Source organism: Rhizobium sp. FG113, assembly GCF_057809895.1.
On record NZ_JBMDKV010000001.1, the window covers coordinates 30,253 to 56,921 of the forward strand.

The 26,669-nt window shown below is 62.0% G+C and carries 20 protein-coding genes; 3 read left to right on the forward strand and 17 right to left on the reverse strand.

From position 1 onward, the window contains the following. Positions 1–261 precede the first annotated feature (261 nt). Together ACODTZ_RS00140 and ACODTZ_RS00145 are read right to left on the reverse strand one after the other, a co-directional pair. Positions 262–549, reverse strand: a complete 288-nt coding sequence (locus tag ACODTZ_RS00140; protein WP_146618453.1) for a hypothetical protein — start codon at positions 547–549, stop codon at positions 262–264. A gap of 892 nt (positions 550–1,441) precedes the next feature. Beyond that, on the reverse strand, positions 1,442–2,344 hold the full coding sequence (locus ACODTZ_RS00145) for a DMT family transporter (RefSeq protein ID WP_112436215.1): 903 nt from the start codon (positions 2,342–2,344) through the stop codon (positions 1,442–1,444). Between the two features lie 216 nt (positions 2,345–2,560). Between ACODTZ_RS00145 and olsE the strand changes: the two genes are divergently transcribed. Further along, positions 2,561–3,571, forward strand: a complete 1,011-nt coding sequence (gene olsE / locus ACODTZ_RS00150; RefSeq protein ID WP_489022897.1) for an ornithine lipid hydroxylase OlsE — start codon at positions 2,561–2,563, stop codon at positions 3,569–3,571. A 6-nt stretch (positions 3,572–3,577) separates the two neighbouring features. Here olsE and ACODTZ_RS00155 read toward each other — a convergent pair whose 3' ends face one another. The 3 genes from ACODTZ_RS00155 to cbiE all read right to left on the reverse strand — a co-directional run bounded on the left by ACODTZ_RS00155 (position 3,578) and on the right by cbiE (position 6,990). Beyond that, complete coding sequence (locus ACODTZ_RS00155; RefSeq protein WP_489022899.1) at positions 3,578–4,366, reverse strand: LuxR C-terminal-related transcriptional regulator; 789 nt, start codon at positions 4,364–4,366, stop codon at positions 3,578–3,580. Positions 4,367–4,988: 622 nt separating this feature from the next. Next, on the reverse strand, positions 4,989–5,747 hold the full coding sequence (gene cobM, locus ACODTZ_RS00160; RefSeq protein ID WP_489022901.1) for a precorrin-4 C(11)-methyltransferase: 759 nt from the start codon (positions 5,745–5,747) through the stop codon (positions 4,989–4,991). A 10-nt stretch (positions 5,748–5,757) separates the two neighbouring features. Next, the gene (gene cbiE / locus ACODTZ_RS00165; protein WP_489022903.1) at positions 5,758–6,990 is read right to left on the reverse strand and encodes a precorrin-6y C5,15-methyltransferase (decarboxylating) subunit CbiE; all 1,233 of its coding nucleotides are present in this window, start codon (positions 6,988–6,990) and stop codon (positions 5,758–5,760) included. Between cbiE and ACODTZ_RS00170 the strand changes: the two genes are divergently transcribed. Further along, positions 6,989–7,744: a cobalt-precorrin-6A reductase gene (locus ACODTZ_RS00170; protein WP_489022905.1), complete on the forward strand. Its 756-nt coding sequence runs from the start codon at positions 6,989–6,991 to the stop codon at positions 7,742–7,744. The two genes, cbiE and ACODTZ_RS00170, sit on opposite strands and share 2 nt — an antisense overlap. Here the strand turns inward: ACODTZ_RS00170 and ACODTZ_RS00175 are convergent. From ACODTZ_RS00175 to cobF, 5 genes are read right to left on the reverse strand one after another with little or no spacing between them, the layout of a single operon-like run. Then, on the reverse strand, positions 7,719–8,486 hold the full coding sequence (locus ACODTZ_RS00175; protein WP_489022907.1) for a precorrin-3B C(17)-methyltransferase: 768 nt from the start codon (positions 8,484–8,486) through the stop codon (positions 7,719–7,721). The two genes, ACODTZ_RS00170 and ACODTZ_RS00175, sit on opposite strands and share 26 nt — an antisense overlap. Then, positions 8,483–9,214, reverse strand: a complete 732-nt coding sequence (locus ACODTZ_RS00180) for a precorrin-2 C(20)-methyltransferase (protein ID WP_489022908.1) — start codon at positions 9,212–9,214, stop codon at positions 8,483–8,485. The genes ACODTZ_RS00175 and ACODTZ_RS00180 overlap by 4 nt, the downstream gene beginning before the upstream one ends. Continuing rightward, complete coding sequence (locus tag ACODTZ_RS00185) at positions 9,211–9,843, reverse strand: precorrin-8X methylmutase (RefSeq protein ID WP_018896502.1); 633 nt, start codon at positions 9,841–9,843, stop codon at positions 9,211–9,213. The genes ACODTZ_RS00180 and ACODTZ_RS00185 overlap by 4 nt, the downstream gene beginning before the upstream one ends. Before the next feature lie 2 nt (positions 9,844–9,845). After that, positions 9,846–11,207: a precorrin-3B synthase gene (cobG, locus tag ACODTZ_RS00190; RefSeq protein WP_489022910.1), complete on the reverse strand. Its 1,362-nt coding sequence runs from the start codon at positions 11,205–11,207 to the stop codon at positions 9,846–9,848. A gap of 60 nt (positions 11,208–11,267) precedes the next feature. Then, entirely contained in the window at positions 11,268–12,035 is a 768-nt protein-coding gene (gene cobF / locus ACODTZ_RS00195; RefSeq protein WP_489022912.1) for a precorrin-6A synthase (deacetylating), read from the reverse strand. Positions 12,036–12,389: 354 nt separating this feature from the next. Between cobF and ACODTZ_RS00200 the strand changes: the two genes are divergently transcribed. Further along, positions 12,390–13,511 carry an RHE_PE00001 family protein gene (locus ACODTZ_RS00200; protein WP_489022914.1) on the forward strand — a complete coding sequence of 374 codons (1,122 nt, stop codon included), beginning with the start codon at positions 12,390–12,392 and terminating at the stop codon, positions 13,509–13,511. 155 nt (positions 13,512–13,666) lie between these two features. On the opposite strand, the gene ACODTZ_RS00205 is transcribed toward ACODTZ_RS00200, so the two are convergent. From ACODTZ_RS00205 to ACODTZ_RS00235, 7 genes are all read right to left on the reverse strand, one after another. Next, the gene (locus ACODTZ_RS00205; RefSeq protein ID WP_018896506.1) at positions 13,667–14,380 is read right to left on the reverse strand and encodes a Bax inhibitor-1/YccA family protein; all 714 of its coding nucleotides are present in this window, start codon (positions 14,378–14,380) and stop codon (positions 13,667–13,669) included. Positions 14,381–14,399: 19 nt separating this feature from the next. Then, positions 14,400–15,164, reverse strand: a complete 765-nt coding sequence (locus ACODTZ_RS00210; RefSeq protein WP_489022916.1) for an anti-sigma factor family protein — start codon at positions 15,162–15,164, stop codon at positions 14,400–14,402. Next, positions 15,151–15,690: a sigma-70 family RNA polymerase sigma factor gene (locus tag ACODTZ_RS00215; protein ID WP_047505082.1), complete on the reverse strand. Its 540-nt coding sequence runs from the start codon at positions 15,688–15,690 to the stop codon at positions 15,151–15,153. The genes ACODTZ_RS00210 and ACODTZ_RS00215 overlap by 14 nt, the downstream gene beginning before the upstream one ends. Before the next feature lie 161 nt (positions 15,691–15,851). Beyond that, the gene (cueR, locus tag ACODTZ_RS00220; RefSeq protein ID WP_018896509.1) at positions 15,852–16,247 is read right to left on the reverse strand and encodes a Cu(I)-responsive transcriptional regulator; all 396 of its coding nucleotides are present in this window, start codon (positions 16,245–16,247) and stop codon (positions 15,852–15,854) included. 9 nt (positions 16,248–16,256) lie between these two features. Further along, a complete protein-coding gene (locus tag ACODTZ_RS00225) occupies positions 16,257–18,752 on the reverse strand; it encodes a heavy metal translocating P-type ATPase (protein WP_489022919.1) in 2,496 nt (831 codons plus the stop codon). A 105-nt stretch (positions 18,753–18,857) separates the two neighbouring features. Beyond that, on the reverse strand, positions 18,858–20,948 hold the full coding sequence (pbpC, locus tag ACODTZ_RS00230; RefSeq protein ID WP_489022921.1) for a penicillin-binding protein 1C: 2,091 nt from the start codon (positions 20,946–20,948) through the stop codon (positions 18,858–18,860). Beyond that, positions 20,945–26,419, reverse strand: coding sequence for an alpha-2-macroglobulin family protein (locus ACODTZ_RS00235; protein WP_489022922.1), 5,475 nt, complete (start codon positions 26,417–26,419; stop codon positions 20,945–20,947). The genes pbpC and ACODTZ_RS00235 overlap by 4 nt, the downstream gene beginning before the upstream one ends. Positions 26,420–26,669: the final 250 nt, after the last annotated feature.

Sequence of the window (26,669 nt, forward strand, 5' to 3'; positions counted from 1 at the left end):
TATTTTAACGACGATAGGGCTCTCAAGCGTGGAAACATGCGGTCGCGACATACCAAGGATTGGTCATAAAATCACGATACGAAAGTTGTGGAGGCTTCATGCCTATAGGGAATTCCGGTGACAAACCGGAGTTATTAATGCAAAATCAACAACGACCGACTTCAGAATAAATATACATTCAATATTAAAGCTAAAAATTACGATTCTATACTTCTAAATAAAACGAATTGACTCATCGAAACGCTCACTTCTGTGGCGCCGTCACTCGTCCAGCGGATCGTCGTCATCGCCATCGAAGCCAAATGACCCGCCCTGCATTTCAACCGTCATTTGCTGATAGGCACGGGCCTTGATCTCGTTGCTGATCAGAACGATCCAATTATGGGCACGCCCAAGGCCGGACCCATTTTCCGGCATCACGAGCGCCATGCAGGTCATGACCCGTGGCCCGGTCTCACGATAGGGCTGCATGCTCCAGGCGAAGGGCTCATCCCGCTGGCGGCGCTTGCGAAATGTAACGCTACGCTTGCGCGCACTCTTCCACGCCATCGTCATCGACCTCTGTTATCGACGCTGCGAATACAGGACTGACGTCCCCTTTTATTTCGCGCCCGATAGATCGATAGAAGAGCGAGCTGCCTCGCGCGCAATGGCCGGCGGGCCATCCCAGCCTGCGCGCATCGAGCGGCCTGACTATCAGCGAGCAAGATCTTCGTAAGTCCCTCTGTCATCAGCATGCGCCTCAAATGTCATCTCACTCATGTCGCGATGAAGAGCAGCTTGCGCGCTCAGATATCAGCTCGCCGGTTGGCGGAACGACAACGCAAAAAAGCACGCGATCGGTGAGATTTTCTCAGCAGCGAATGTCGCCGACGAGCGGCTTCATGCGCCGACCTGCTATTTATCAACGACAGCGAGAGCTTAAATGTGAATTGACCAAAGGCAGGGTGAACGGCGGAGAGGCGCTCAAGGCATGGTCCGTGAAGTATCTCTCCAGGACCTGGATCGGCGTGAGCGCCGATTTTTAGTTGTTTTCTCATTTCTTCCCCCGAAAGCACACAAAAAACACCTCCGGAAAAGAACTTTCCGGACACTATACATACACTCTAAGGAAGCCACACTCGACGATATTGCTCTCGTTCACTTTATTATTAACGTGAAACAATGCTAAGCGCAAAAATTCAGCGATCCAATAGTCAAATTTCATTATGAAATGACAAAGACTGAAGCCAGCAGCAACAGCAACAAACCTAACAGAAACACCAATCATTGACATCGGTATATTCACGCTGAGGCGTCATCATTTCGGATATACCGATAATTACAATGACGTTACTTATAATAATGGATAAGGAAAGAACGGCAACCGGAAGTATTCTTTCGGCTGCACTTGTGGCTCGCGTAGCGCGACGACAAGCAATAGCACTTTGGCGCGAAACGATCAGGCGATCAGGCGGCGGCTGGCAAGTACGGCACGACGCTCCCACCACACAAGCAGGAGGCTAGAGCAGACGATCACAACCGCACCGGCAACGACGTTCACCGTTGGGACTTCTGACCAGATGAGGTAGCCCAAGAGAAACGCCCAGACGAGGCCGCTATACTCCATGGGAGCAAGCGTAGACGCCGGCGCGTGTCGGTATCCCTCATAGAGCAGGAATTGGCCGAGCGCCGATACCGCCCCGAGCCCCAGCATCAATGCCCAGCCGGTAAGATCGGGCGACTTCCAAACCCACGGCAGCATGATCCCGCAAGCGATGGCGAAAAGGAAGCTGGTCGCCATCATCTGGTTGAACGTGCTCTCGAAGCGGCTGACCAAGCGGACAAGCACCGTGCTCCACGCCCAGCAAAAGCCTGCAAACAGCACCATGAGCGTCGGCGCAAGGCTTGGCGAATGCGTAGGATTGGCGGCAAGTATGACGCCGGCGAAGCCCGCAAAGCAGGCAAACCATCGCATCGGGCCTACGTTTTCTTTCAATACGAAGATGGAAAGGAAGATAACGATGATGGGGGCCGAGAAGTATAAGGTCGTGATCTCGGCAAGGCCGAGATGCCTGGCGGCCGAGTAATATGCCATCCAGGCGCCCAGCATGAGCAGGGCGCGCAGGACGAGCGAACCGCGATGCGCGCTTTTCAAGATGGACGGATGGCGCAGGCGCCTGACCATGAAGCCAGCGACCGCAACGATGATCACGCTACGAATGAATAGAATTTGCGGCACCGCATAGTCCGCAACCAGCCATTTCACGATCGCATCCTGGATCGCAAACAGCGAATAGCCCGCGCAGGACAGTGCGATACCAACGAGCGGGTTGGGCGAGGTGTCTGAAGCGCGGAAATGCATGATATGGCAGCCTGGATGCGGCATTGATGATGCTGTGCACCTAGCAAGAAGTTGCATAGGGAACAATGGCTAGTTTTGGTCCGGCATACATTAAGGATGCGGCAGGCGATTGACGTGGTGTGCATGTCCGCGCGGTTGCTTAAACGCGCGATATTGCATACGAGCCACAATCGTAGTGTATCAACGAATGACTTCGAAATTTGGCGGAGATAACACGTGACCGACAAGAGCGCATCGATTACCCACGCGCTGCTTTCATGGATGCTGTGGCCAGCGCTATTTTCAGCCGGGCTGATAGGCGCGGGGTTCGCCTTTCAGAGCCATGCGCCTCTGCTGTGGTTCAACGTGGTCTACCTGGCAATCGTCTGCGCAATTGCGCTTTTCGAGCGAGTGATGCCATTCGAAAAGCAATGGCTGCAGCGGGACGGCGAGACGTTCAATGACGTCGCGCATACGCTGCTGAGCAAGGGTGGCGTTCAGCTGGCCGCCGCACTGGGTGCGACCGCGCCGATGGCGGTCGCGACCGTTGCGCATCCCTTTGTTGTCGGCATACCCGATATCTGGCCCAGCAGTTGGCCGCTGGCGCTTCAGGTGGTCCTCGGCTTGGTAATCGCCGAATTCGGACTATACGTCGCCCACCGCGCGGCCCACGAGATACTGTCGCTCTGGCGGTTTCATGCCCTTCACCACAGTGTCGAGCGCCTCTGGGTCGTGAATACCGGCCGATTCCATTTCATGGACTCGCTGTTCAAGATTGCGCTCAGCCAGCTTCCGCTCTATCTCCTGGGCGCGCCGCTGCCGGTGTTTCTATGGATTGGCGCCGTTACGGCCTTTATCGGCCTGCTCACTCACTGCAACATCGACGTGCGCACGGGGCCGCTCGATCTGATCTTCAGCACACCAGGCCTGCATCGCTGGCATCACTCGCGGGTGCTGGCCGAGGGCAACACGAACTACGGCGAGAACCTTGTCTTGTGGGACCAGCTGTTCGGCACCTACTTCAATCCAGACCGCCGCCCGCCGACGAACATCGGCATCAGCGGCCGTGTCTCCGACAGCTTTATTGGGCAGCTGTTCCAGCCGTTCTCGAAGAAGGGCTACCGACAAATTCTTGGCCGCCGGGTACACCCCGACGGCCAGGAAACACGAACAGGTGATAAAGGATCGCGGAGTCCATCCGGCGCCATCAGCGAGAACCACCCGGTCAGCACGGATGGCACCGCCTAGCCTGACCTAGTCCGCCGAGGCGCTCCAGCGCGAGTCGGACTGGAACAGATCGTTCAGCTTGTAGGCAACCTCGGTACGGTTGGTCGCCTTCAGCTTCTTCATGATGTTGCGGATGTGAACCTTGACGGTGCTTTCGCGCAGATTGAGCTCATAGGCAATAATCTTGTTCGCCTTGCCCTTGCGCAACGCCTGGACGACTTCGGCCTGGCGCAGCGTGAACATGCGCGAGAGCTCTTTCTGCCGCGGCGCGTTGTCGACAGGAGCCGACGATGTGAAGGCCTTGCCCGCCACGATGAAGGTGCCGCCCGCAACTGCCAGCCCGATGGCTTCAACGCAAACTTCGATGCCCACGGAAGTGGGAATGAAGCCGCGAGCGCCATGCTCGATCGCCCGGAGCGTCTGGTTGAGATCGTCACCATCGGCGAGGATGACGACCGGCGCCGGTGCGAGTTCCGTCGCGATGCTGGCGATCTCTTCGTAAAGAGCGCCATCGCTCGACGCACGGCCGGTGATGTTGAGCAGCACCGCTTTGACGCGCTGCGTCGCATCTTTCTTGCGCCGCCATTCCGCCACCGAGCCCACCGCGCAAGCCTTCATGCCAAGGCCGTTCTGCGTCAGCGTCGTCGCGAGGCATTCCCGCTCGAGTGTTCTGCCGTCGATGATAAGCAGGCACCGGTCCTCGCCGATAACCTTTACTTCGCCCAGGTCGCTGAGAGCTCTGGGTGCCACGGCAACGGCCTGAAGTCTGTTGACAGGCGTGCGTCCGCTTTCAAATTCCGAAGGTACGTAATTCATACTAGCCTCATACTCAATAGTGTTAGAGGTGACCATTCGCAACGAAATGCAATACTCGGGGGACATCGGCGTGTATTAAGTCAGTAAAGTAGTTTATCCGTTTTGGATCACTTATAGCGTGTGGTTTCTACTTTATTAAGAACCTACATACATCAGTAGTGACAATCAATACAAAATATTTCGTCAGATTTAGATTAAAAATGCTCAGTATATAAAATTATACCGCCTACAGATAAAAACAGGAATTAATTTTTACTCTGAAGCAAAAACATCAACCAAGAAGCGTATGGCAATTATTCTTTAGAAATACCGTTTCTTAACGATAATAATCGTTTGTGTTTTCGCGTCACGGTATAGTGCCAAATCCCGTATTGTTCTGGCATAGACGAAGCAACGTCATCCCTAGTAAATACTGTAGCAACGACATTGTAACGGGATCACGAAACCAAGCTAATCCAATTGGTTAATCCCTCGTTTACCACTCGAGCCGGGTTTTCAGGGCAATCTTCGGGGATATTGGGCGCTGTGGATAACATTAAGCCTTACCGCACGCCGATTGCCCGGCGCGCGAGGCAGAAAAGCCGGCAAGTGCGCGGCTGGAAGTCCAAGTCTTGCGGCGGTTTTACTGTCGGCCTCTGAAGCGACGCTGATAGGTCGCATCGTAAAGCGAGCTCTCGCGAAAATCGGTCGACGACAAGGATGGGCCGACGAAGATGATCGCCGTCCGCTCGATCGGCTCCGCGGCCACCTTGGCCTCGATATCGCCGAGCGTCCCGCGCACGATCCGCTCATCCTCCCAGCTCGCCTTCACGACGATGGCAACGGGGCATTCGGCCCCATATAGCGGCGTAAGATCGCTGACGACCCGGTCAAGCGCGTGAATGGCGAGATGGATGGCAAGCGTGGCGCCCGTGGCGCCAAACTGCGCCAAGGTCTCGCCATCAGGCATCGGCGATGCCCGGCCGGATACGCGCGTCAGCACCAGGCTCTGCGCGACCTCGGGAATGGTCAGTTCGCGGCCGAGCGCGGCGGCGGCGGCGGCAAAGGACGGAACACCTGGTGTCATCGTGTAGGCAATGCCATGCTTATCCAAGCGGCGGATCTGTTCGGCGACTGCACTCCAGACCGAGAGATCGCCCGAGTGCAGGCGGGCAACATCCTCGCCAGCATTGGCCGCACGCAGATATTCGGCCTCGATCTCGTCGAGCGACATCGGAGCTGTGTCGACGATCCGCGCTCCGGGCGGACAATAGGCGAGAAGATCGGGCGAAACGATCGAGCCGGCATAGAGGCAAACGGGGCATTTTCCTATGAGGTCGCGGCCGCGCACGGTGATGAGATCTGCGGCACCCGGGCCAGCGCCGATGAAATGAACGGTCATATCCTTGTCCTCAATTCTTGACCCAGTGCCACTGCGTGACGGGCATTGCCGGGCGCCAGCCCGTCATCGCGCCGATCGCGCCGGCACGGGAAATATCGATGCGGGTCAACGACCCGCCCAACGTGGCGTGCAAGGCCAGCAATTTCGCATCCATCTCGAGCGTCACAGAGTTGGCAACCAGCCGGCCACCGCTTTTCAGCGCCGCGATCGCCGCTTCCATTACCCCATCCTCGCTGCCCCCGCCACCGACGAAGATGACGTCGGGTGCCGGCAGCGACTGCAACGCCTGCGGTGCTGCGCCTTCCACGACCGCGAGCCCGGGCACGCCGAAGGCGGCTGCATTGCGCGCGATGCGCTGAGCCCGCTCGCTCGATTGCTCGACGGCGATCGCCCGAAGCGACGGGTCACACAGCATCCACTCGATACCGATCGAGCCGGAACCGGCGCCGATATCCCACAGCAGTTCGCCATGCCGGGGCGCAAGCGTCGACAGCGTCAACGCCCGGATTTCTCGCTTGGTGATCTGGCCATCGTGCTCGAAGAGCGCATCGTCGAGGCCGGGTGCAAAGGCCAGCACGCGCGCGCCCTCGCCTGCCACGATCTCGATGGCGCAGACGTTCAGCGGATCGATGTCCTTAAGGTCAAATGCATCGGCTTGGCAGGACCTGACCCGTTCACGCGCGCCGCCAAGCGCTTCCAGCACATGCAGCCGCGACCGGCCAAAACCATTGGCCACGAGCAAAGCCGCAAGCTGCGTCGGCGACTCCTGATCGGAGGTGAGCGCGATGATGCGCTGGCCGTGGTGCAGATGCGGGCGGATGAGATCGATCGGGCGTCCATGCAGCGAAACGCTAGCAACTTCCTGCAATGGCCAGCCTAACCGCGAAGCGGCAAGACTGAAGGATGACGGCGCCGGTATCGTGCGCATCTCCGTGGCGTCGACGCTCCGCGATAGCGTGGCGCCCACGCCATAGAGAAACGGGTCTCCAGATGCGAGCACGACGACAGGCGAACCGCGACGCGCGGCGATTGCCGCGATCGAACGCTCGAACGGGCTCTCCCAAGCCAGGCATTCCCCCCGGATGAGACCGGACATCAGCGCATGATGACGGGCGCCACCGAAGACGACGGACGCGGCTGTGATCAGCCGCTTGGCCTCCTCGCCCAGCCCTGCTGGACCATCTTCGCCGATGCCGATAATAGTCAGCCAAGGTTGGCCGGGAACGGAAGACATATCAGCCATGAGCAAAATCCGCATTCTGATGCTTGGCGGGACGACCGAGGCAAGCGCGCTCGCCAAGGCTTTGGCCACTCAGGACCGCTACGATGCCTTGCTGTCGCTTGCCGGCAGGACGGAGAAACCCGCTCCGCAGTCCCTGCCCACCCGCGTCGGCGGATTTGGCGGCGCGGAAGGGCTCGCAAGTTTTCTGCGTGACGGCAAATTCGACCTGTTGATCGATGCCACGCATCCCTTCGCCGCCCGCATATCGCAGAACGCCGCGCAAGCCGCCACGATGACCGGCCTGCCCGCCTTTGGCCTTCGCCGCGCGCCCTGGCAGGTCGAGGCGGGCGACCACTGGCGGCATGTCGCGAGCGTCCAGGATGCCATCGCGCAAATCGGCAGCACGCCGCACCGCGTGTTTCTCGCGATCGGTCGCCAGGAAGCGCACCGGGCGGATGCCGCCCCGCAGCACCACTATCTGATCCGAAGCGTGGACCCGGTCGATCCGCGACCCCAGCTTCCCCACGCGCACTATCTTCTCGATCGCGGCCCCTTCGATGTCGAACGCGAAACCGAGCTGCTGCGGGAGCACCGCATCGATGTCGTCATCACCAAGAACAGCGGCGGCTCGGCCACCTATGCCAAGATCGCGGCTGCGCGCGCGCTCAGCATCGAGGTGATCATGATAGGCCGCGCCGAAGCGCCCGCCATCCCCACGGTCGCCACCGTCGACGAGGCCTTGGCGATGATCAATCACCTGCTGCCCCCGGGCTGAAACGAGGGGTATAGATGAGATCGGCCCTGCCCTTGCGTTCGATGATCTTCGTCTCCGCCGAGCCGATGATCACGCAGGTCGCCATATCGGCCGTCGCGGCATCCGCAACATTGAGCGATTGAGCGGAAATACGCTCGTCCGGCCGTCCGGCGGCTCGGCCGAAAATGACAGGCGTCGAGCCGGGCAGCTTTTCGCGCAACAATTCGAACGCCTTTCCAAGCTGCCACGGACGCGCCTTGCTGATCGGATTATAAAGCGCGATAACAAAGCCGCCTTCGGCTGCGGCAGCCAGACGCTTTTCAATAGTCGCCCAGGGCTTCAGATTGTCTGAGAGCGAAATCGCGCAGAAATCATGGCCAAGCGGGGCGCCGACACGGGCGGCGACCGCCAGCATGGCGGTGATCCCCGGCAGGATGACGAGATCGACGTCCCGCCACGCATCCGGACCATTGTCGACCGCCTCGCAGACAGCAGCCGCCATGGCGAACACACCAGGGTCGCCACCCGAGACGACACAGACGACCGCGCCCTCGGACGCGGCGCGCAGCGCGGCGCCCGCGCGGTCCAGTTCCTCGCGGTTATCGGACGCCTGACGCGTCTGGTCGGCCCGCAGGTTCAGGCGATCGAGATAAGGGCCATAGCCGAAAAAAACGGTGGCCTTCGAAACGGCGGCATGCGCCTCCGGGGTCATCTGATCGGGATTGCCCGGGCCGGTGCCGATGACGAAAAGCTGCCCGCTCATCGGTTGCTCTCCCAACCGGGAACGAGCACCAGCGAAAAGTAGGGCGCATCGCCTTCGGGGCGATCGGCGAGCTTGATCATTGCCGCGTTGGCCATGGTGCCGCGCTCGACGTAGACCGCTTCGGCAAGACGTCCCGATGCCTGCAGCGCGCGGCGGATTTTCGGCAGGTTGCGCCCGACCTTCATGATTACCGCCGCTTGCGTATCGGAGAGGCGACGCTCAAGTTCCTGCTCGGCCATCGTCCCGGGCAGGACCGACAACACGTCATCGCCCTGCACGATCGGGATACCGGCGAGAGACCAGCAACCGGACATCGCACTGATGCCGGGAATGACCTCGGTCGGATAGCGGTTGGCGAGGCGCACATGCAGGTGCATGTAGGAGCCATAAAACAGCGGATCGCCCTCGCTGAGGACGGCCACCGTGCGGCCGGCGTCGAGATGCGCGGCGACAGCCGCCGCCGACTCCTCGTAGAAATCGGTGATCTGGCGTCGATATTCGGCTTCATTCTTCTCGATCTCGGTAGTCACCGGATAGTAGAGCGGCAGCATGACCGCGTCCGCCCCGATCAGGTGCTCGACGATCGCCCTGCCGTTGCCGCCTCTGCCGCGTTTGGCGAAATAGGCGATCACGTCAGCCGCTTCGATAGCCTTGACGGCCTTGACGGTAAGCAGTTCCGGATCGCCGGGGCCTGTGCCGACACCGATGAGACGACCAGCGCCGCTCACAGGCCGGGCCTCGCCAGGGCGTTGACGGCTGCTGCCGTCATGGCGCTGCCACCAAGACGTCCGCGCACGATCGCATAGGGAACGCCGTAGGAATTCTCAGCCAAGGCATCCTTGGATTCCGCCGCTCCGACGAAGCCGACAGGCATGCCGATGATCGCCGCCGGCTTCGGCGCGCCGTCGCGCAACAGTTCAAGCAGGTGGAAGAGCGCGGTCGGCGCATTGCCAATGGCAACGACGCTGCCGGCAAGGCGGTCCTTCCAGAGGTGAAGGGCGGCGGCCGAACGCGTGTTTCCGGTCTCCTTCGCCAGCTCCGCGGTGCGCGGATCGTGCAAGGTGCAGATGACATCGTTCTTGGCAGGCAGTCTCGTGCGGGTCACGCCGTGCGCCACCATCTCGGCGTCGCAGAAGATCGGTGCACCGGCATGCAGCGCCGCGCGCGCGGCGCTGACGAAGTGCGGCGCGAACACGAAATGCTCGGCGGCTTCAACCAATCCACAGGCATGGATCATGCGCACGGCAACGTCGGCTTCCTCGGCGGAGAACCGCGACAGATCGGCTTCGCTGCGGATAATCGCAAACGACCGCTCATAGATGGCGTCACCGCTGTGGATGTAATCGTAGTCTGGCATTCCTATTCCTGTCGCAGTGCTCGCGTAATCGTGGCCGTTCCCACCCTGTCGAGACAGGCCCTAGCAGATTCGCCAGCTTGTCTTTCACTTTTGATGAGACGGGAAAGCCTCTCTATAGCGGAATTGATGTCACTACCAGCAATCTGTGCATCGGGCGCATCCGACGCCAGGCCGTCCAGCACCAGATGATAGCCGTTTGCGGCTCCCGAGACCGTAAAGGCGGGGCGCGGATGCGCGCAGCCCTTGGCGCAGCCGGACAGATGCAGATCGAGCGAGCCATCCAGCACCTCCGGACACCGTTCGATCAGCGTCTCCGCCAATGCCTTGGTGGCATAGAAGCTCGACGCGCAGGCGCCCGCCCCGGCACACGTGGCGATGCGCGATGAGAGATCGTCGCTATCAGCGGATAGACCAAAGCGCTCAGCGGATTGCCGCACTGCCGCCGCGCTCTCTTCGCTCAAGCCTGTTATGAAAAGACAGCGATCGGGCGCCGGTCGGATGTCGGTCACATCGAGATCGCCGAGGAATGCCAGAAACTCCAGCAGGTCGTTCGCGTGTATTTGCCCGAAGCGCGGCTTGAGACCGATCACCGCCGTACCGTCTTCCATTGCATGGATGCCAACCGATGGCGTCTCGCCCGCGCGCGGATGGCGCGAAATGGCGTGCATATCCGGGAAGACAGATATCAATCGCTCCGGATCGATATCGCGGCAACGCTTCTGCCAGCCGATCGAAAGCAGCAGCTTGAGCACGTCACCGACCGCCGCGATCGCCCTATCGGCAGTACCGACGGCAACCGGACGGGCAGTCGCGCTATCCCCGGCGATGGCGACCACCCACTCTTCCGCCGATAAGGCCAGCAGCCTGATGTCGGCGGTAACATCGGCCAGATCAAAGCGCCCACCGCCATCGACGATGATCGACAGCTTCGGCGCGAGCCCCGGCGCCTGCAGATATTCAGCGAGCCGGTCCCGCAGCAGCGATTCCATCGCGGCAGCATCCGCGACATCGCCAAACGCTCCGCCATGCAGCGGCGGCAGTTCAATCACGGGATTGGGCGACACGATAATGCCCGCCGCATCCACCGCTTCTGCAAAGGGCTCGACCGTTTTCGGCCGAAGTCCTCTTATCTGCAGGCTGCCTCGCGCGGTCACCTCAAGCAAACCGTTACCACACAGCAAGGCGGCTTGAGCCAGCTGCGCGCACTGGTGAACCGTCAGGATGCCGCCCTGCGGACGCAAGCGCGCAAGCAGGCCGTCACCCGTCGGCATCGGCCGCGCCAGGGTCGGACAGGCGCCGCGCCGCGCATAGGGTTGCGCGGCTTCGCCTGCAATATCCGTCTTGATGCGCTCATCGCATGCCATCTCGTCATTTCCTTCCGCCCGGCGCCTATAGCGAGGCACGGAGCAAAGCTATCGCCAGTGTCACAGATCGTCGAAATCGCGACCCTTGCGCAGCAGATAGATATCCATGATCCAACCGTGTCGTGCCCGCGCTTCGGCACGCAACTTCACGATATCCGCGGCGACATCGCCAAGCCGCCCCGAGCACACGATCTCGTCATCCGTACCGAGATATGCGCCCCAAAATATCTCGGCATCCGGATCCTCGATCTTGGAGAAGGCCTGCTCTCCATCCAGCATGACCACGGTGCTATCCGCCCGGTTCCCATGCTCGACAAGCCGCCGACCGGTCGTGATCTCGACCGGCTTACCGACCATGTTGATCGGAATGCGGTGGCTTGCCGCCAGGGCCTGGATGCTGGTGATCCCGGGAACGACGCTGAAGTCGAAATCGACGGTGCCGAGCTCCCTTGCCCGCTCGATGATACGGATCACGCTATCATAAAGGCTCGGATCGCCCCAGACGAGGAAAGCGCCGGTTCCGTCTTCGGGAAGATCGTTGATCAGCCGCACATAGGTCTGCGCCAGTGTCGCATGCCAGTCATCGACGCTTTCGACATAGCTGCGGTCAGCCGTCTTGCGCTGAGGAATGGCGAACTCGACGATTCGGGTCGTCGCATTGGTGACGAAGCGCTCGCAAATCTCGCGGCGGACGGAAGCGAGCTTCTCCTTCTCCTCGCCTTTCGTCGGCAGGAAGATCAGGTCGGCGGCATTCATCCTGCCGATGGCCTGGATGGTGACGTGCTCGGGATTTCCCGTTCCGATACCGATGACATAGATGTGGCGCACGCCGGCTCTCCTGATCAATTCTCCCTGCTTTTGACGCACATGGTCCGGTGCTGCAAGGGCATGGATCAAACCGGTGGTGGGCAACCAGCGACCGATCGACGCTGAAGATTGCTGCCATTTTCGAATCGTGCAATCCTTTACTGATAATGGTCCGCCTGGCGTTGGCCCACATGCCGAGGACAAAGAACAGGCTGGTGATCAATATTCACCGCCCCCCATAAAGCAGGAATAGCCGGGCATGTTCGCGGCAGGACGATCTTTCAAAGCGTTGACGGGACACATCAGAGCGCGCCGTATGCGCCCAACACCGATCTCTCGCGAGACGCAGGCCAGCCGGACCGGAGACGCCTGGCGATGAAGCACGAGATCGAGACCACATCGGTGATGACGCTGCTCCCGCTCTTTGTTCGGGCGGAGGATGCCTTGGCGCGGCTGGACGAGCGCGCGCTGCGGTCCTCTATCGCCGACGGTTTTTCCGAGCGCCGCCACTTCTTCGATGCCGTCGGCGCCTTGTGGGTGGCGGGCGAACTGGTCCATCTCGAAGACCTGGTGCTGCACGACGCCCATATGGATGCCCGCACCCCCAGCCATGAGCTGACGATCGCCCATGCGGTCCTGCGCGCACGCCGCAGAATATGGACGAGCGATGCCTATTGGGCCTTGAGCGAAACCGGCATGACGGTTCTGACGGGGATCGGCGGCGAACAACAGAGAGCGCCGGAGCTGAAGAGCGCCTATCGCGATCACGACAACGACGATCATGAACCTGATGCCCCGCTGGCCACGGAGCTGGCCGAAATCGACGCCGTGCTGGAGCGGTCGAGCAGGCTTCTCGACGATCTCGCCAGAGGCTTTCGGGAGGCCAAGCCTGAACCCACACGGCCGGAACGAGCGGACGACCGGCTGGCGCTGCTTGATGACGAAGATTGGGACGAGGCAGCGCGTCTGCGCGAGTGGCGTTCCGTTATCGCTGTTGCCGACGCATTACCGCCGACATTGGGCGCTGCCGTGCTGTTCGACGCGTGGGAGCAGATCGAGCCGCTGCGGCGACAGCACTGGCTGGGCGGACTACTGGTTTCCGGCTATCTGCGCCAGCGCGGCAAGATCACGTCGCATCTGTTTTCATTCTTCGCGGGCCTAAAGACCGTTCGCCACGAACGCCGGCGCTCCCGGCAACGTCTCGTCAGGCTGCAATCCTTTCTGGAAGCCATGGTGGAGAGCGCCGATCTCGGCCTGAAGGAGATGGATCGGTTGTCGCTGGCACAGCAGCAGATGCAGATGCGTTTCAAGGACAGGCGCTCCAACAGCAGCCTGCCTAACCTTGCGCAATTCGTGCTATCGCGGCCGATGGTGTCTTCGGCGATGGTGGCGCGGGAGCTCAAAGTCAGCGGCCGCGGCGCGCTCAATCTGCTCAACGATATCGGCATCCGCGAGATCACCGGGCGCGGACGTTATCGCGCCTGGGGCATAATCTGAATATCGCTATAATCTGAACATCTCCAAAACAGAAAAGCGGCCGGACTTGCGCCCGGCCGCTTCCCTATAGTGAACACCCGATCCACGCATCCTGTCACAGAGTGCGGATCGGGCGTTCTAGCGCTTCCTTTGCCCCCAGAAGCGCCGTAGCTCGACTATTCGCGCTCGCCTGTGAAGTTGAGCAGCAGCTGGAAGATGTTCACGAAGTTCAGGTAGAGCGAGAGGGCGCCGAAGACGGCAAGCTTCTGGTTCGATTCCTGATCGTAGTTCTCCGAATACTGTTCCTTGATGTTCTGCGTGTCGTAGGCGGTCAGACCGACGAAGACGACGATACCGATGACCGAGATCGCGAACTGCAGAGCGCTCGAACCAAGGAAAATGTTGACCACGCTTGCGATCACCACGCCGATCAGACCCATCATCAGGAACGAGCCCATGCGGGAGAGGTCACGCTTGGTCACGTAGCCATAGAGGCTGGTCGAGCCGAACATGGTGGCCGCGATGAAGAAGGTGCGTGCGATGCTGGTGCCGGTGAAGACCAGGAACACCGAGGCCATCGACAGACCCATGACGGCACAGAAGGCCCAGAAAGTCATCTGCGCGGCGCTTGCCGACATCGTCTGGATCTTGAACGAGAAAAAGAAGACGAAGGCGAGCGGCGCCAGCATGACCACCCACTTGAGCGGCGACTGGAAGATCGGCACGTAAAGCGCCGGCGTCGAGCCAACGATGAACGCGACGATGCCGGTGATGACAAGGCCGATGCCCATGTAGTTGTAGACGCGCAGCATGTGCTGGCGAAGACCCTCGTCGAACATGGCCTGCGAGCCAACGGCTGCACCGTAACGCTGCTGATTGATTGGGTTCATTGAGATCTCCTCGAGTGAACTAGTAAAGGGTACGGGCAAGCCCATCGGCTGCCTGATCCAGTGAGATGGAGCGATCCGCGGTCACCAGCGCGTAAGCGACGTCACCGATCTGCCAATAGGCGGCCTCGGCGCCATCGAGCGCGATATGGTCGACTGACTGAACGGAGAAGACGCCCGGACGAACGGCAAACAGCGACAGCTGCTTCTTGTCCGCCGTGATCGACATTTCGACGCTCGGGCCGAACTCGGACGGGAATATCTGTACGTCCGAGATCGTCCAGCCAGCTGGAAGCTGCGGCATGACGATGCCGGTTGCGGCGCGAATTTCATCCGGCTTGTAGCCTTCCGCCGGCTGCGAAGAGACGGACTGGCGCACCAAGGCCGTCTTGTAGGCCTGAACGGCCTCCTCGACATAGGCGGGCGCCGGTACGGATGCTGCCACTTCGGTTGCGGTGAACGCGCCGAACGAGGTGTGCGCAACCCAGCCGGCCGCTACCATGACGCCGACGGCGGCAACGCGCTGCACGGCGTGGAAAATACGGCCATAAGCAAGCCCGCGCTCAAGACGGCGCGCAAGATCGCGCGTTTCCGCCCGGCCGGAGGCGCCTTCATGAGCGAGCGCCAGGCGCAATTCGCCGCGCATGCTCAAATCGGCCATGACCTTCGCGGCCGTTTCGGGATTCTCGGAAAGATAGGATTCCACCTGGATGCGGCGGGTCACATCGAGTTCGCCATCGACATAGGCATCGAGATCGGCGTCGATAATGGGATCAACTGCTTTCATTGCCGCCTCCTTCGATCAATCTCAAATGTGGTGCGCGCGGTGTCGCTTCCTCGATTTCGCGCAACTGGGCGCGGGCGCGCGAAATGCGCGACATCAATGTACCGATCGGAACGCCGAGCGCTGCAGCAGCTTCCTGATAGGAGAGGTCTTCGATCGCCACGAGATGGAGGGCCTCGCGCTGCTCCTCCGGCAAACGGAAGAAAGCATTGCGCACCTGCTGCAGACGCACGGCATGTTCCTGCGCGGCTGGCAAGGACTGCTCGGCCTCTACGGCGGCCTCATCGTGCCGTCGTGTCAGCGATCGCCCCTGTCGGACGCGGTCGATGTGAGCGTTATGCACGATCGAGAGCAACCACGTACGCAAGTTACCGCCACTGCGGAAGCTCTGCTTCTTCTCGTATGCCCGGACCAGGGCATCATGAACCAGATCTTCCGCGTCATCCGAGTTGCGCACCAAGGAGCGCGCGTAGCGCCGAAGCGCTGCGAGCTGACCGATGACATCGAATGGGCGTTCTTTCCGTTCCATGATTGAGTATACGAAGCCGCGCGTTGTTTTATTCCCCGCGGCCGCGATTTTTTCTGCTTTTTCGTCATCCAGCGAACGACACGGCAGAACACACGCAAAATATCACATGGAAATCATGACTTTGAGCACTGCTCGGAGATGACGCCCCTGCGCGCAAATCGTCAGGCATGCTGTTCGTCAGACAGCTCCTCAAGGATGGGACAGTCCGGCCGGTCATTGCCGTGGCAGGCGTGGACCAGGTGCTCGAGCGTGTGCCGGAGTTCGCTGAGCTCGCGGATCTTGCGGTCGATCTCGGTGAGCTTGGCCTGGGTCAACTCCTTCACATCGGCGCTAGCCCGGCTCTTGTCCTCATAAAGCGCCAGCAGCTGCCGGCACTCCTCCACCGAGAAACCGAGCCCGCGCGACTTCTGCAAAAAGCGCAGCTTGTGAACATCGGCGACCGCGTAGTCGCGGTAGCCGTTGTCGTTTCTATCGGGGCGGATGAGGCCGATATCCTCGTAATATCGTATCGTCTTTGATGGCAGGCCGGAGCGTGCCGATGCTTCACCGATATTCATGGCGACCTCCTAGAGCTTGGCGGCGCGCAGCCGCAGCGCGTTGCCGATGACCGAGACGGACGACAGACTCATCGCCGCCGCCGCAATCATCGGCGACAGCAGCAGACCGAAGACTGGATAGAGCACGCCGGCTGCCAGCGGCACGCCGAGCGCATTGTAGCCGAAGGCGAAGCCGAGGTTTTGGCGAATATTGCGCATCGTCGCCTCGGCCAGACGCCGCGCCCTGACGATGCCGTTGAGATCGCCCTTGACCAGGGTGATGCCGGCGCTCTCCATCGCCACATCGGCCCCCGTGCCCATGGCGATGCCGACATCGGCCGCGGCCAGCGCCGGTGCATCGTTGACGCCATCGCCGGCCATGGCGACCACCGCCCCCTTGGCATGCAGCTCATCGATCAGCGCTTTCTTGCCCTCGGGCAGAATATCGGCGCGCACATCGTCAATGCCCAGGCTTCGGGCCACCGAGCGCGCCGTCCGTTCGTTGTCACCCGTCGCCATGATGATCTTCAGACCGCTCGCATGCAGCGCCTTGATCGCGGCAGCCGTCGTCGGCTTGATGCGGTCGGCGACGGCCACCAGCCCGGCAAGGCGCTGGTCGACGACGACGAGCATCACCGTCTTGCCCTCATCCCGCAAAGATTGCAGCTGCTCCCCATGAGCGGCGACGTCGATGCCGAGATCAGCCATCATCGCCGCGTTGCCGAGCGCCACCGCCGTCTCGCCGATATTCCCGCGCACGCCTTTTCCTGTTGCCGCCTCAAAGCCCATGATATCAGCCAAGGCGATCCCGCGCTCCTCCGCACCCGACACGATAGCGGCCGCCAGCGGATGCTCCGATCCGCGCTCCAGACTGGCAGCAAGCTGCAGGAGCCGGTCTTCTGCCACGTCCCCGAGCGCCACGACATCCGTCAGGCGTGGCTTTCCTTCGGTGAGCGTGCCGGTCTTGTCGACAATCAGCGTATCGACTTTCGAGAAGCGCTCCAGCGCTTCCGCATCCTTGATCAGCACGCCTTCATGGGCGCCGCGGCCCGTGGCGATCATGATCGACATCGGCGTGGCAAGACCCAACGCGCAGGGGCAGGCGATGATGAGGACGGAAACGGCGGCGAAGAGCGCGTGGACCATGCGCGGCTCGGGACCGACGAGAGCCCAGATCGCAAACGCGGCGATAGCAGCGGCGACAACGGCCGGGACGAAGAAGGCCGAGACGCGATCGACGGCGCCCTGGATCGGCGCGCGCGATCGCTGTGCCGTGGCGACCATGTCGACGATGCGCGACAGCGTGGTTTCCGCGCCGACCTTTTCGGCGGTCATGACCAGCATGCCGTTCTTGTTGATCGTACCGCCCGTCAAAGCATCGCCCACGGCCTTTTCGACGGGCATCGGTTCTCCCGTCAGCATGGATTCGTCGATCGTCGACTGCCCCTCGCTGACCGTGCCATCGACAGGAACCCGCTCGCCCGGCCGAACGCGCAGGCGATCACCAACCACGATATCGTCGACCGGCACATCGGCCTCGCTGCCGTCGCGACCGATACGCCGCGCGGTCTTCGGCGCAAGATCGAGCAGTGCGCGAATGGCCGAGCCGGTCCGTTCGCGCGCCTTCAACTCAAGCACCTGCCCGACGAAAACCAGCGCCACGATCACGGCCGCCGCTTCGAAATAGACAGGCACGGCGCCGCCATGCCCGCGGAACGTATGCGGGAAGATGCCCGGCGCCAGCGTGGCAACCAGACTGTAGATGTAAGCCGTCCCGACACCGAGACCGATCAGCGTCCACATATTCGGGCTGCGGTTGACGAGCGACGCCCAGGCGCGGCGGAAAAACGGAAGTGCTGCCCAGAGCACCACGGGCGTGGCAAGAACGAGTTCGGCCCAGGTCGCGAGCGGTTCGCCGAGCCAATCACGCACGGGCAGGCCGATCATCGGCCCCATGGTGATGACAAGCAGTGGAACCGAGAGAATGCCGCTGATCCAGAGCCGGCGCGTGAAATCGACCAACTCGGGATTCGGGCCTTCATCCATGGGCGGGATGCCCATCGGCTCCAGCGCCATGCCGCATTTGGGGCAATCGCCCGGATGATCGCTGATCACCTCGGGATGCATCGGGCAGGTGTACTGCGTGCCCTTCGGAGCAGGTTTCGGCTGCGGCTTGCTGCCATCGCGATAATCCGCGGGCGCGGCTTCGAACTTCGTCTTGCAGCCGGCCGAGCAGAAATAGTGCTTCTCGCCTTCATGCCGCAGGAAGTGCTTCGCGGTCGCGCGGTCGACGCTCATGCCGCAGACAGGATCCTTTGCCGTCAGATACTCCTCAGGCGCGGCTTCGAATTTGGTGCGGCAGCCCTCGCAGCAGAAGAAATAACGCCGCCCCTCACGCTCAAGCGACGGCTTGCCGGCAGCGGGATCGACCGTCATGCCGCAGACGGGGTCGCGGACCACGTTGTCATCCGCCGGATGATGGTGATGGTCGCTGTGGCCGTGGTGATGTGCGTGGGTGCTGTCCATGGGTATCTCCTGTGCCTGACAAGGCAGTGGAGATGCTTATCAACCTTCCAGCAACTGGAAGGTCAAGCTCAAAATGCACTTGTCTTGACGACGGTCAAAACCGGCTCAATCGATGAACACGCCGACACTTGCCGCGCGACCCATCGCATCGATGACTGTCAACTTGGAATAGCCTCCGCCATCGGGCGTCCATTGGTTGGTGCGCCGCCGCGACAGGTCGGGCAGCGGTTTGCCGTTGGCGAGCCACCGGAAGGGCGCGCGGCCACCCTGCAGCTTCAACATCAGCGGCGAGAGCTCGCCGCCTTTTGCCAGGCTCTGGGCGCCAAGATCGACATGCGCGCCCTCTGGCGGATAGACGATCTGCGGCGCCGGCTCGCGGCCTGAGGTGGCCAGCAAACCGCTGGGATTGATGGCGAAGCGGCGCTGGCTGATCGGCAGCTGCGCCTGCGCGATACGCACAGCCCCTGATGGCGGGCGCGGCAGCGGCGTCGTCGCGATGCCCGACTTGGCGAAGCCCTCGAACAGGATCGGCGCGGCCGTGCCATAGCCGGTCAAACCGGGAGAGGCGCCATTGTCAGGGCGACCGACCCAGACGCCAAGGACGTAGCGACCGTCATAACCAACCGACCAGGCGTCGCGGTATCCGTAACTCGTGCCGGTCTTGTAGGCGATGCCACGCTGCGGTGCCCCGGCGGGCGGGATGACGCCCGAGAGAATATCGGCGACATTCCAGACTGCGACCGGCTCCAGCAGCGCTTCACCTTCGATCTCACCGGGATTTCCGGATATGCCGTCCCCGATCCTGACCGCCTGCCCTCGATTGGCGAGCGCGGTGTAGAGCTGCACCAGATCCTTGAGCGTGAGGCCAACGCCGCCGAGCCCGATCGCAAGTCCCGGCGTTTCGTTGGCCGGCAGCAGCGGGCGCACCTCGGCGCGGCGGAAGCGGATGAGGAGCTTGGCCGGGTTGACGGCATCTAGCAGCTTGACGGCGGGAACGTTGAGCGAAAGCTGCAGCGCGTCGCGCACCGTCACATCACCCTGATAGCTCATATCGAAATTGCGCGGACGGTAGCCGAAGAAATCCGCCGGCCGATCCTCGATGATCGTCTCCTGGCTGACCAGTCCCTCCTCGAAGGCAAGGCCATAGATGAATGGCTTTAGCGTGGAGCCCGGCGAGCGCGGGACACGCGTCATGTCGATCCAGCCGGATCGGCTCGCGTCGAAATAATCGGCGGAGCCGACTTCGCCGACAATATCCCCGGTCTGCGCATCCGCCATCACCATCGCCAGCGACAGTTTGGGACCAAGCTTCAGCGCAGCGGCTTTGGCGACGGTCTCCAGCCCCTCCTGCACCCGCTTCTTCAGCGTGGTCCGGTACGGAGACGCATCCGGCGCCTTGCGTAGCGCCGCTTCGCCGACATGGGCCGCGAGCGCCGGCAGTTGCATGCGTTTTGCCGGCACAAGCGTCGCCTCGGCGCGCTCCGCCTCCCCTTCCCCAATAGCGTCTACGACCGCGACGCGCTCCAGGACGCGCTTGCGCGCCGCCTCGGCGGCCTTGAGGTTGCGATCGGGACGGCGCTTTTCGGGAAGCTGCGGCAATGCCACGAGGAGTGCAGCCTGCGCTACCGTCAGCCGCTTCGGCTCCTTGCCGAAATAGGCAAGGCTCGCGGCCCGAACACCCTCCAGATTGCCGCCATAGGGCGCATGGGTCAGATAGAGATCGAGGATCTCATCCTTGGAGAGGCGTCGCTCGATCTGGATCGCACGGACGACCTGCAGCAGCTTGGCCGAAAGTGATCGCCCCTGGCGTGGCTCGATCAGCCGGGCGACCTGCATCGAGAGCGTAGAGGCGCCGGACACGATGCGGCCGTTGGTGACGAGCTGGAAGGCGGCGCGACCGATCGCACGCGGGTCGATGCCGCCATGCTCGTAAAAGCGCCGATCCTCGTAGGCGACCAGCATGCGCAGGAATTGCGGATCGACATCACCGACATTAGTCTTCAGGCGCCAGCGCCCTTCCGGCGTCGCGAAGGCGCGCAGAAGCTCTCCGTCGGCATCGAGCACCTCGGCGGATACGCGTGCCTTTTCGAGCGGCGGCGGAAATGCCTTGTCCGCCGCGTCGAGCGCGATCAGCCCGGCGCCGGCGATTGCCACCGCCGCCACAACGCCGATCGCGATTTTCCGCCTCAGTCTCATGGCTGTGCCGCCACGACCTCCATCTTGCCGGTTGCCGTCCGCGCCGAAAGCTGCGGCCGGTACATGTCCTCTACGTTCGCCGCCGGGTGATCGTAGACGCCGGGTGTCACGGCGCGCACGACGTAGGCGACGTTGATCTCGCGGTTGTCATCGGCGCTGCGGTTGAAGGCTGCGACGAAGCGATCGTTGCGGAACTCGGTATGCGCGGCCGTCACATCGCCGATCCAGTCGAAGTTGGTCAGCTGCGCGCTGTCTACCAGGCTCGGATTGTCGATCTGGAAGCCGGCTGGCAAGAGATCGGTGATGACGATGCGCGACGGCCATTTGTTGCTCTCGGTGACATGCAGCACGACGACGTAGCGCTCGTTCTGCTTCGCCTCCGAGACATTCGCTTCCTCGCCATCCAGCGTGTAGTAGCTGCGCTCGATGGCAAAGCCATCGCCGCCTGCCGGCAGCGGCGTCACCGGTGCGGCAACGGTCGTGACGACAGCCGAAACGGCATCGCTCGTCTGGTTGGCCAGGGTCAGCGCGTGATCGGCCAGCGCCTCGCCGTTCATCCGCGCCATATAGGCGCCGTTGTGGAGCGCGCCGTTGACGTCGATCTTCAGCGAGTCGTCGCCCCCTTGGATGGCGCGGGCGGCAAGCAGCATCCAGGCCTGTTCCTGGGTGCTGGTGTACTTGCTGCGCTCCCACTCCTTGGCCACGGCCTTCGCGAGTTCCGGCACGATCGGCGGCACCGGCCGGCTTTCGGCGGCGAGCGCGAGGATGGCGGCGCCATCTCTGAGCACCGAGCCGTAGTCGGTGCGCGACAGGTTGACCTTCGTGACCATCGACTGGGCCGACATCTGCAGCGCGTCGACGAAGATGTTCTTCGACCGCGTCGCATCGCCGTAAAGCGCCAGCGCGGCGGCGATATGGGCCTTGGCGAGCGGCGTTGGGAAGTCGTTGATCATCGTGTCGGCATAGTAGCGCAGATCGCTGATCGCGGCCTTCTTGTTGCGCGCGAGCACGTAGAGCGCATAAGCGATCTGGTCACCCTGATCCTTGACGTTGACGTCATAGCTCAACGCGTTCTGCAGGTTCTCCAGCGCCTGTGCGAGCGCACGATCCGGCACGTCGTATTTCTGCTCGCGGGCCCGCGTCAGGAAATCCGTGACGTAGGAATCGAGCCACAGATCGCCGCTATCCGGCCCCCAAAGGCCGAAACTGCCGGCGGATGCCTGGTAGGACAGGACACGGTAGATGGCGTCCTGCACACGCTTCTTGATATCCGCATCGCCATCGAGACCGACCTGCTCGGCAAGCTCGCTCAGATAGAGCAGCGGCAGAGCCCGGCTGGTCGTCTGTTCGGCGCAGCCGAAGGGATAGCGATCGAGCGACATCAGCAAGGCCGGAATGTCGAAGGCCGCGGAGCGCGTGACGTTGACACTCACCGACGCGCCCGGAAGAACGCTATCGGCCAGAAGCGCCTTGTCGATCGTCAGCTTCGCACCCGGTTTCAACGCCAGCACGCGACGCTCGGTGACCGGCAACACCGCCGGCCGGACGGGGACATCGAGGCTCTGGTCGAGCGATAGGCCGGATGCATCCGACAGGTTGATCGAAACGACACCGCTGCCCGGCTGCAAGCCGGTAACCGCCAGCGTCACCGCCTGCTTCGCGCCGGCATCCAGACGGATCGTCTGCGTGGCCTTGTCTATACCGACGGAGTCATTGCCTGTGACGGCAAGCTTGTAGTCGCCTGCGGGCGCATCGGTATTGGCGATGTCAAGGCGCAGTTCGGACTTGTCTCCCGGCGCCAGGAAGCGTGGCAGGCTGGCCGTGACGACGACAGGATCGCGAATGATCACGTCCTGCGTGGCATGGCCGACACCGGACTTCGACCATGCGACCGCCATCAGGCGCGCCGTGCCGTTGAACTGTGGAATATCGAAGCTGACATGCGCCTTGCCCTCGGCGTCCAGCTTCAACGGACCGGAGAAGAAGGCGACGAGCTTTTGCGTCGGCGGGCTTGCCTGCAGCGCGATCGCGCCGCCATCGCCGCCGGTGCGCAGCTTGCCGGTGGCGCCGAGCGAGCCGTCGATCAAGCGGCCATAGAAGTCGCGGATCTCAAGGCCGAGCTGGCGCTGGCCGAAATACCATTCCTCCGGGTTCGGCGGCTCATAGCGCGTCAGGTTGAGAATGCCGACATCGACGGCGGCAACGGTGACATACGCGTCCTCGTTTGCGCCGGCACCCGCGACGGCGAGCGTGATCGGCAGCGGGCCGCGCGGCAGCATCTTTTCAGGTGCCTCGATCTTGACCTGCAAGGCGCGATCCTCAGGATCGACCTTCAGCCATTTCACGCCGATTGCGCGCATCGGCATGTGGCTGTCCTGGGCATCACCAGGACGGAAGAGCGTCGCGGTCACATAGGCGCCCGCGCCCCAATCGGCGGTAACGGGGATATCCACCTCGCCGCCCGTCTCGCCGATCGCCGCATTCTGCACGGCAACCAGCGTCTCGGTACCGGCGGCGATCATGAGCTCGCCGGCATAGCGCGAGGAAACCTTCAGCTTCGCGGTCTCGCCGACCTTGTAGCTATCCTTGTCGAGCGCGATCTCCAGCCCATCGGGCGTTTCCGTGGATGTTGCCTGCACGAACCAACCGGCATCGAACTCCACGCTGGAGGTCGGTCCATCCGCGTCGGTGCTCTCGACCTCGAGGCGATAACGGCCCCATTGCACGGGCGAGGCGATCTTGGCGCCATCGATGCCGGCATCGACATTGCCGTTGCCCACCTGCTCGGCGGTATAGACCGGCTCGTATTTCCAGGCCGTGCCATCGCGATACCACTGATAATCACGGTTGAGCTTGAAGAGCTTCCAGCGAAGCCCCTTCATCGCCTCTTTCGCACCATCGGCGCTGACGCCGATGACGGTGAAGTTGGCGATCGAGTTCTCGCCGAGATCGCCCGAGAATTCCGGCTTGATGCCGATCATCGGCCCCTGGTTTTTCACCGGCAGAACGAGCGAACGCTCGATCGCGCGCCCGCCTGCCTCCTGCATTCTGATATAGACTGTGGCATTCAGAAGCTGCGTCGTTGCGGGCAGCTCGCCAACCGTCAGATCGGTGACGCCTTCGCCCTTCTCGTCGAGATCCGGCAATCCTTCGATCGACTGGCGCGAATCCTCGCTCGCCTCTTCATCGGCGAGGCCGAAGAAATAGCCCGGAAACGCATCGGCCTGGCGGGTCGGCTTGATGACGACATCGCCTTCCAACGTCAGGCCTGCGGCGGGTGCGCCATACAGATACTTGCCGGAGATATTGATCGTTGCCGGCGTGTCCGGGCCGATCACCGTCGCCTCGGTCTTCAGCTCCATGTCGGTCCGATCCGGCACGAAATCGTCGACCAGGAAGCTCTTGCTGGCGATCGGCGAACCCTTCGGATCGGTATGGATGTTCATCGTCCAGGTGCCGCGCATGGCATTGTCCTGCACGGCGAAATCGACATTGTAGCCGCCAAGATTGCTGGTCTGGCTGACGATGCGGCGATCTTCCACGCCATCGGGGCGCATGAAGATGAAGGTCAGTGGCAGATTTTCGATCGCCTTGCCATCCGTATCACGCGCCAGGGCCGAGGCGTGAACCGTTTCACCGACACGGTAGATGCCGCGCTCGGTGAAGGTGAGCACATCGATCGCTCCCGGCGATGCGCGGCCGGTGACGCCACGATCGGAGAGGTCGAAACCAGCTCGTGTCATGTCGAGGAAGACGTAGTCCGACGTCCCGTTTTTCGCCGTGATCACGGCAGGCGTCAGCGCCGATGTGCCGCGGATCAGGCCGGCGGTAAAGGTGGCGCGGCCATTGTCGTCGGTCGTGGCGGTGCCGAGCACCTCGTTATTCTTGGCGAGAAGCTGCAGCGCGACGCCGGCCATCGGCTTGGCTGATGCAAGCGAGCGGGCGAAGACATTGAGGCCGTCTGTCCCGGCATAGGTCGTCACGCCGATATCGGAGACCACGAACCACTGCGTGGCCTGCGAATTCCATTCCTGGCCCGGCCCGGTCGGCGATGTTGCGGTCAGCACGTAGACGCCAGGCTTGCGCTCCGGCAGCGCCTCGTCGACCGGGAAGCTGGTGACGACATCCTTGTTCAGGTCATTGGCGATATCGATCGCGCCCCGCCAGACAAGCTCCCCGCTCTCGTCCTCGATCCGCTGAGCGCTGTAACCATCGAGCTGGGTCAGAAACTGCGAGCTGGTCAGCAACGGCGCGATGCCACGATCGCCGATGCGGTAGAGCTTGAGGTTGGCCGATGCCATATTGACCGAGACGATCGGAATGCCGCGACGCGCCGTCGAGGGCAGCACGAAGCTGTCGCCAGTGAAGCGGACGCTGGCGGTGCGGTCCTTGACGTAGATATCGAGGCTGACTGGTGCCTCCAGGACTTCATCGACCGACGAGGGAAGACCGGTGCGGAAGGCGATCTTGTAGTTTTCGCCATGCGTCAGGCCCTCGACGCAGATTTGCCTGTCCTTGGTTTCAAGCGCTTTCGGCGAGGCACCATTCAAGGTTACGAAGGGGGTGTAGTCGGTCGTCTTGACCAGCGATTCCGAGAAGGTGACGCAAGCGCGCGGCGTGGCGCTGTCGGCATCGACCGTATGGTCGGTGATCCGGAAGCCCTGGGTCGACTTCAGCTGTAGGTAGGCCGCCTGGACTTCTTTCGAATTCACCAGCGCTAAGCTCGCCTTATACGCGTTCAACGCGGCCCGGTAGTTCGCGTTCTTCTCCAGCGCCACGGCCAGAACAGCAAGCGCATCGGCACGGCTGGTCGTCGTCCGCGTGAGGTCGTAGCCATTGATGGCGGCGAGCACGGCCTGGGCATAGATATCGCTGCCATTGTTGTCGTCGGTCTTGACGAAGCTGTCACCCGCGCGCGCCGTCTCCAGCCACAGGTCCGCATTGTCAGGCGTCAGCGCGAGTGCGCCCCGGAAGGACTTCAGGGCGTCGACCACATTATTGGCCGTGAGGTCGATCCGCGCGTTGGCGATGAGACTGTCGGCGGATTGGCCCTGCTGGTCGTCGGCGAGCTCGAGATTGGCCTTGTCGTCGCGCGCCTGTTGCAGCACATCGCCCGAGAGGAAACCGATGCGAGGCGCCGCCCCGAGATTCGGCTCCTGGCTGCCCGCTGTCTCCACGATCTTGCCGGCGATGGCGCCCGGGAAGGCATTCATTGTCTTGAAGTCGGATTTCAGGAAGCACCAGCTGGCCTTGGGGTTATAGGTGAAGGCCTTGCACGATTTGTCGCCGATGCACGATGCCTTGCACTGGTCGAGCGTGACATTCTGCTCGCTGCGCAGATCAAAACCGAAATAGTCGGCATCGCGCACGGTTTGTATCTGGCGCTTGCTGTCCGCGGAAAGGGCGGGTGAACCAATTAGAGCGGTCGAAAGAACAACGGTTACGGCTGTCAAGAACGCGCGTGCGAACATAGGTTCCCCCCAATATGCTGGCGCCTCATTTGGCGGCAACTCTCCCCACTCACATCCCTGTTGTCAACTCGGATGGAGCGTGGCCCGGCAGTAAATCTCAATCATGTAACAGCACCATCAAGACCGGCTGCGGATCGGCGGGCGCGCGTGCGCCACGAGCGGCTGAAATTAGCGTTTTGTTAATATTAACAATATCTTAAACGAAAATAAAGCTGTCCCGCGCCGGAACATATCTGTTGCCGAGCCGTTT

Coding starts and splice junctions, on each gene's coding strand:
- cueR (WP_018896509.1), bottom strand. CDS start 16,247: ATGAATATCGGTGAAGCATCGGCACGCTCCGGCCTGCCATCAAAGACG.
- ACODTZ_RS00225 (WP_489022919.1), bottom strand. CDS start 18,752: ATGGACAGCACCCACGCACATCACCACGGCCACAGCGACCATCACCAT.
- ACODTZ_RS00170 (WP_489022905.1), top strand. CDS start 6,989: ATGAGCAAAATCCGCATTCTGATGCTTGGCGGGACGACCGAGGCAAGC.
- ACODTZ_RS00140 (WP_146618453.1), bottom strand. CDS start 549: ATGGCGTGGAAGAGTGCGCGCAAGCGTAGCGTTACATTTCGCAAGCGC.
- cbiE (WP_489022903.1), bottom strand. CDS start 6,990: ATGGCTGATATGTCTTCCGTTCCCGGCCAACCTTGGCTGACTATTATC.
- ACODTZ_RS00210 (WP_489022916.1), bottom strand. CDS start 15,164: ATGAAAGCAGTTGATCCCATTATCGACGCCGATCTCGATGCCTATGTC.
- ACODTZ_RS00215 (WP_047505082.1), bottom strand. CDS start 15,690: ATGGAACGGAAAGAACGCCCATTCGATGTCATCGGTCAGCTCGCAGCG.
- ACODTZ_RS00205 (WP_018896506.1), bottom strand. CDS start 14,380: ATGAACCCAATCAATCAGCAGCGTTACGGTGCAGCCGTTGGCTCGCAG.
- ACODTZ_RS00175 (WP_489022907.1), bottom strand. CDS start 8,486: ATGAGCGGGCAGCTTTTCGTCATCGGCACCGGCCCGGGCAATCCCGAT.
- ACODTZ_RS00185 (WP_018896502.1), bottom strand. CDS start 9,843: ATGCCAGACTACGATTACATCCACAGCGGTGACGCCATCTATGAGCGG.
- cobG (WP_489022910.1), bottom strand. CDS start 11,207: ATGGCATGCGATGAGCGCATCAAGACGGATATTGCAGGCGAAGCCGCG.
- ACODTZ_RS00145 (WP_112436215.1), bottom strand. CDS start 2,344: ATGCATTTCCGCGCTTCAGACACCTCGCCCAACCCGCTCGTTGGTATC.
- cobM (WP_489022901.1), bottom strand. CDS start 5,747: ATGACCGTTCATTTCATCGGCGCTGGCCCGGGTGCCGCAGATCTCATC.
- pbpC (WP_489022921.1), bottom strand. CDS start 20,948: ATGAGACTGAGGCGGAAAATCGCGATCGGCGTTGTGGCGGCGGTGGCA.
- ACODTZ_RS00200 (WP_489022914.1), top strand. CDS start 12,390: ATGAAGCACGAGATCGAGACCACATCGGTGATGACGCTGCTCCCGCTC.
- ACODTZ_RS00235 (WP_489022922.1), bottom strand. CDS start 26,419: ATGTTCGCACGCGCGTTCTTGACAGCCGTAACCGTTGTTCTTTCGACC.
- ACODTZ_RS00155 (WP_489022899.1), bottom strand. CDS start 4,366: ATGAATTACGTACCTTCGGAATTTGAAAGCGGACGCACGCCTGTCAAC.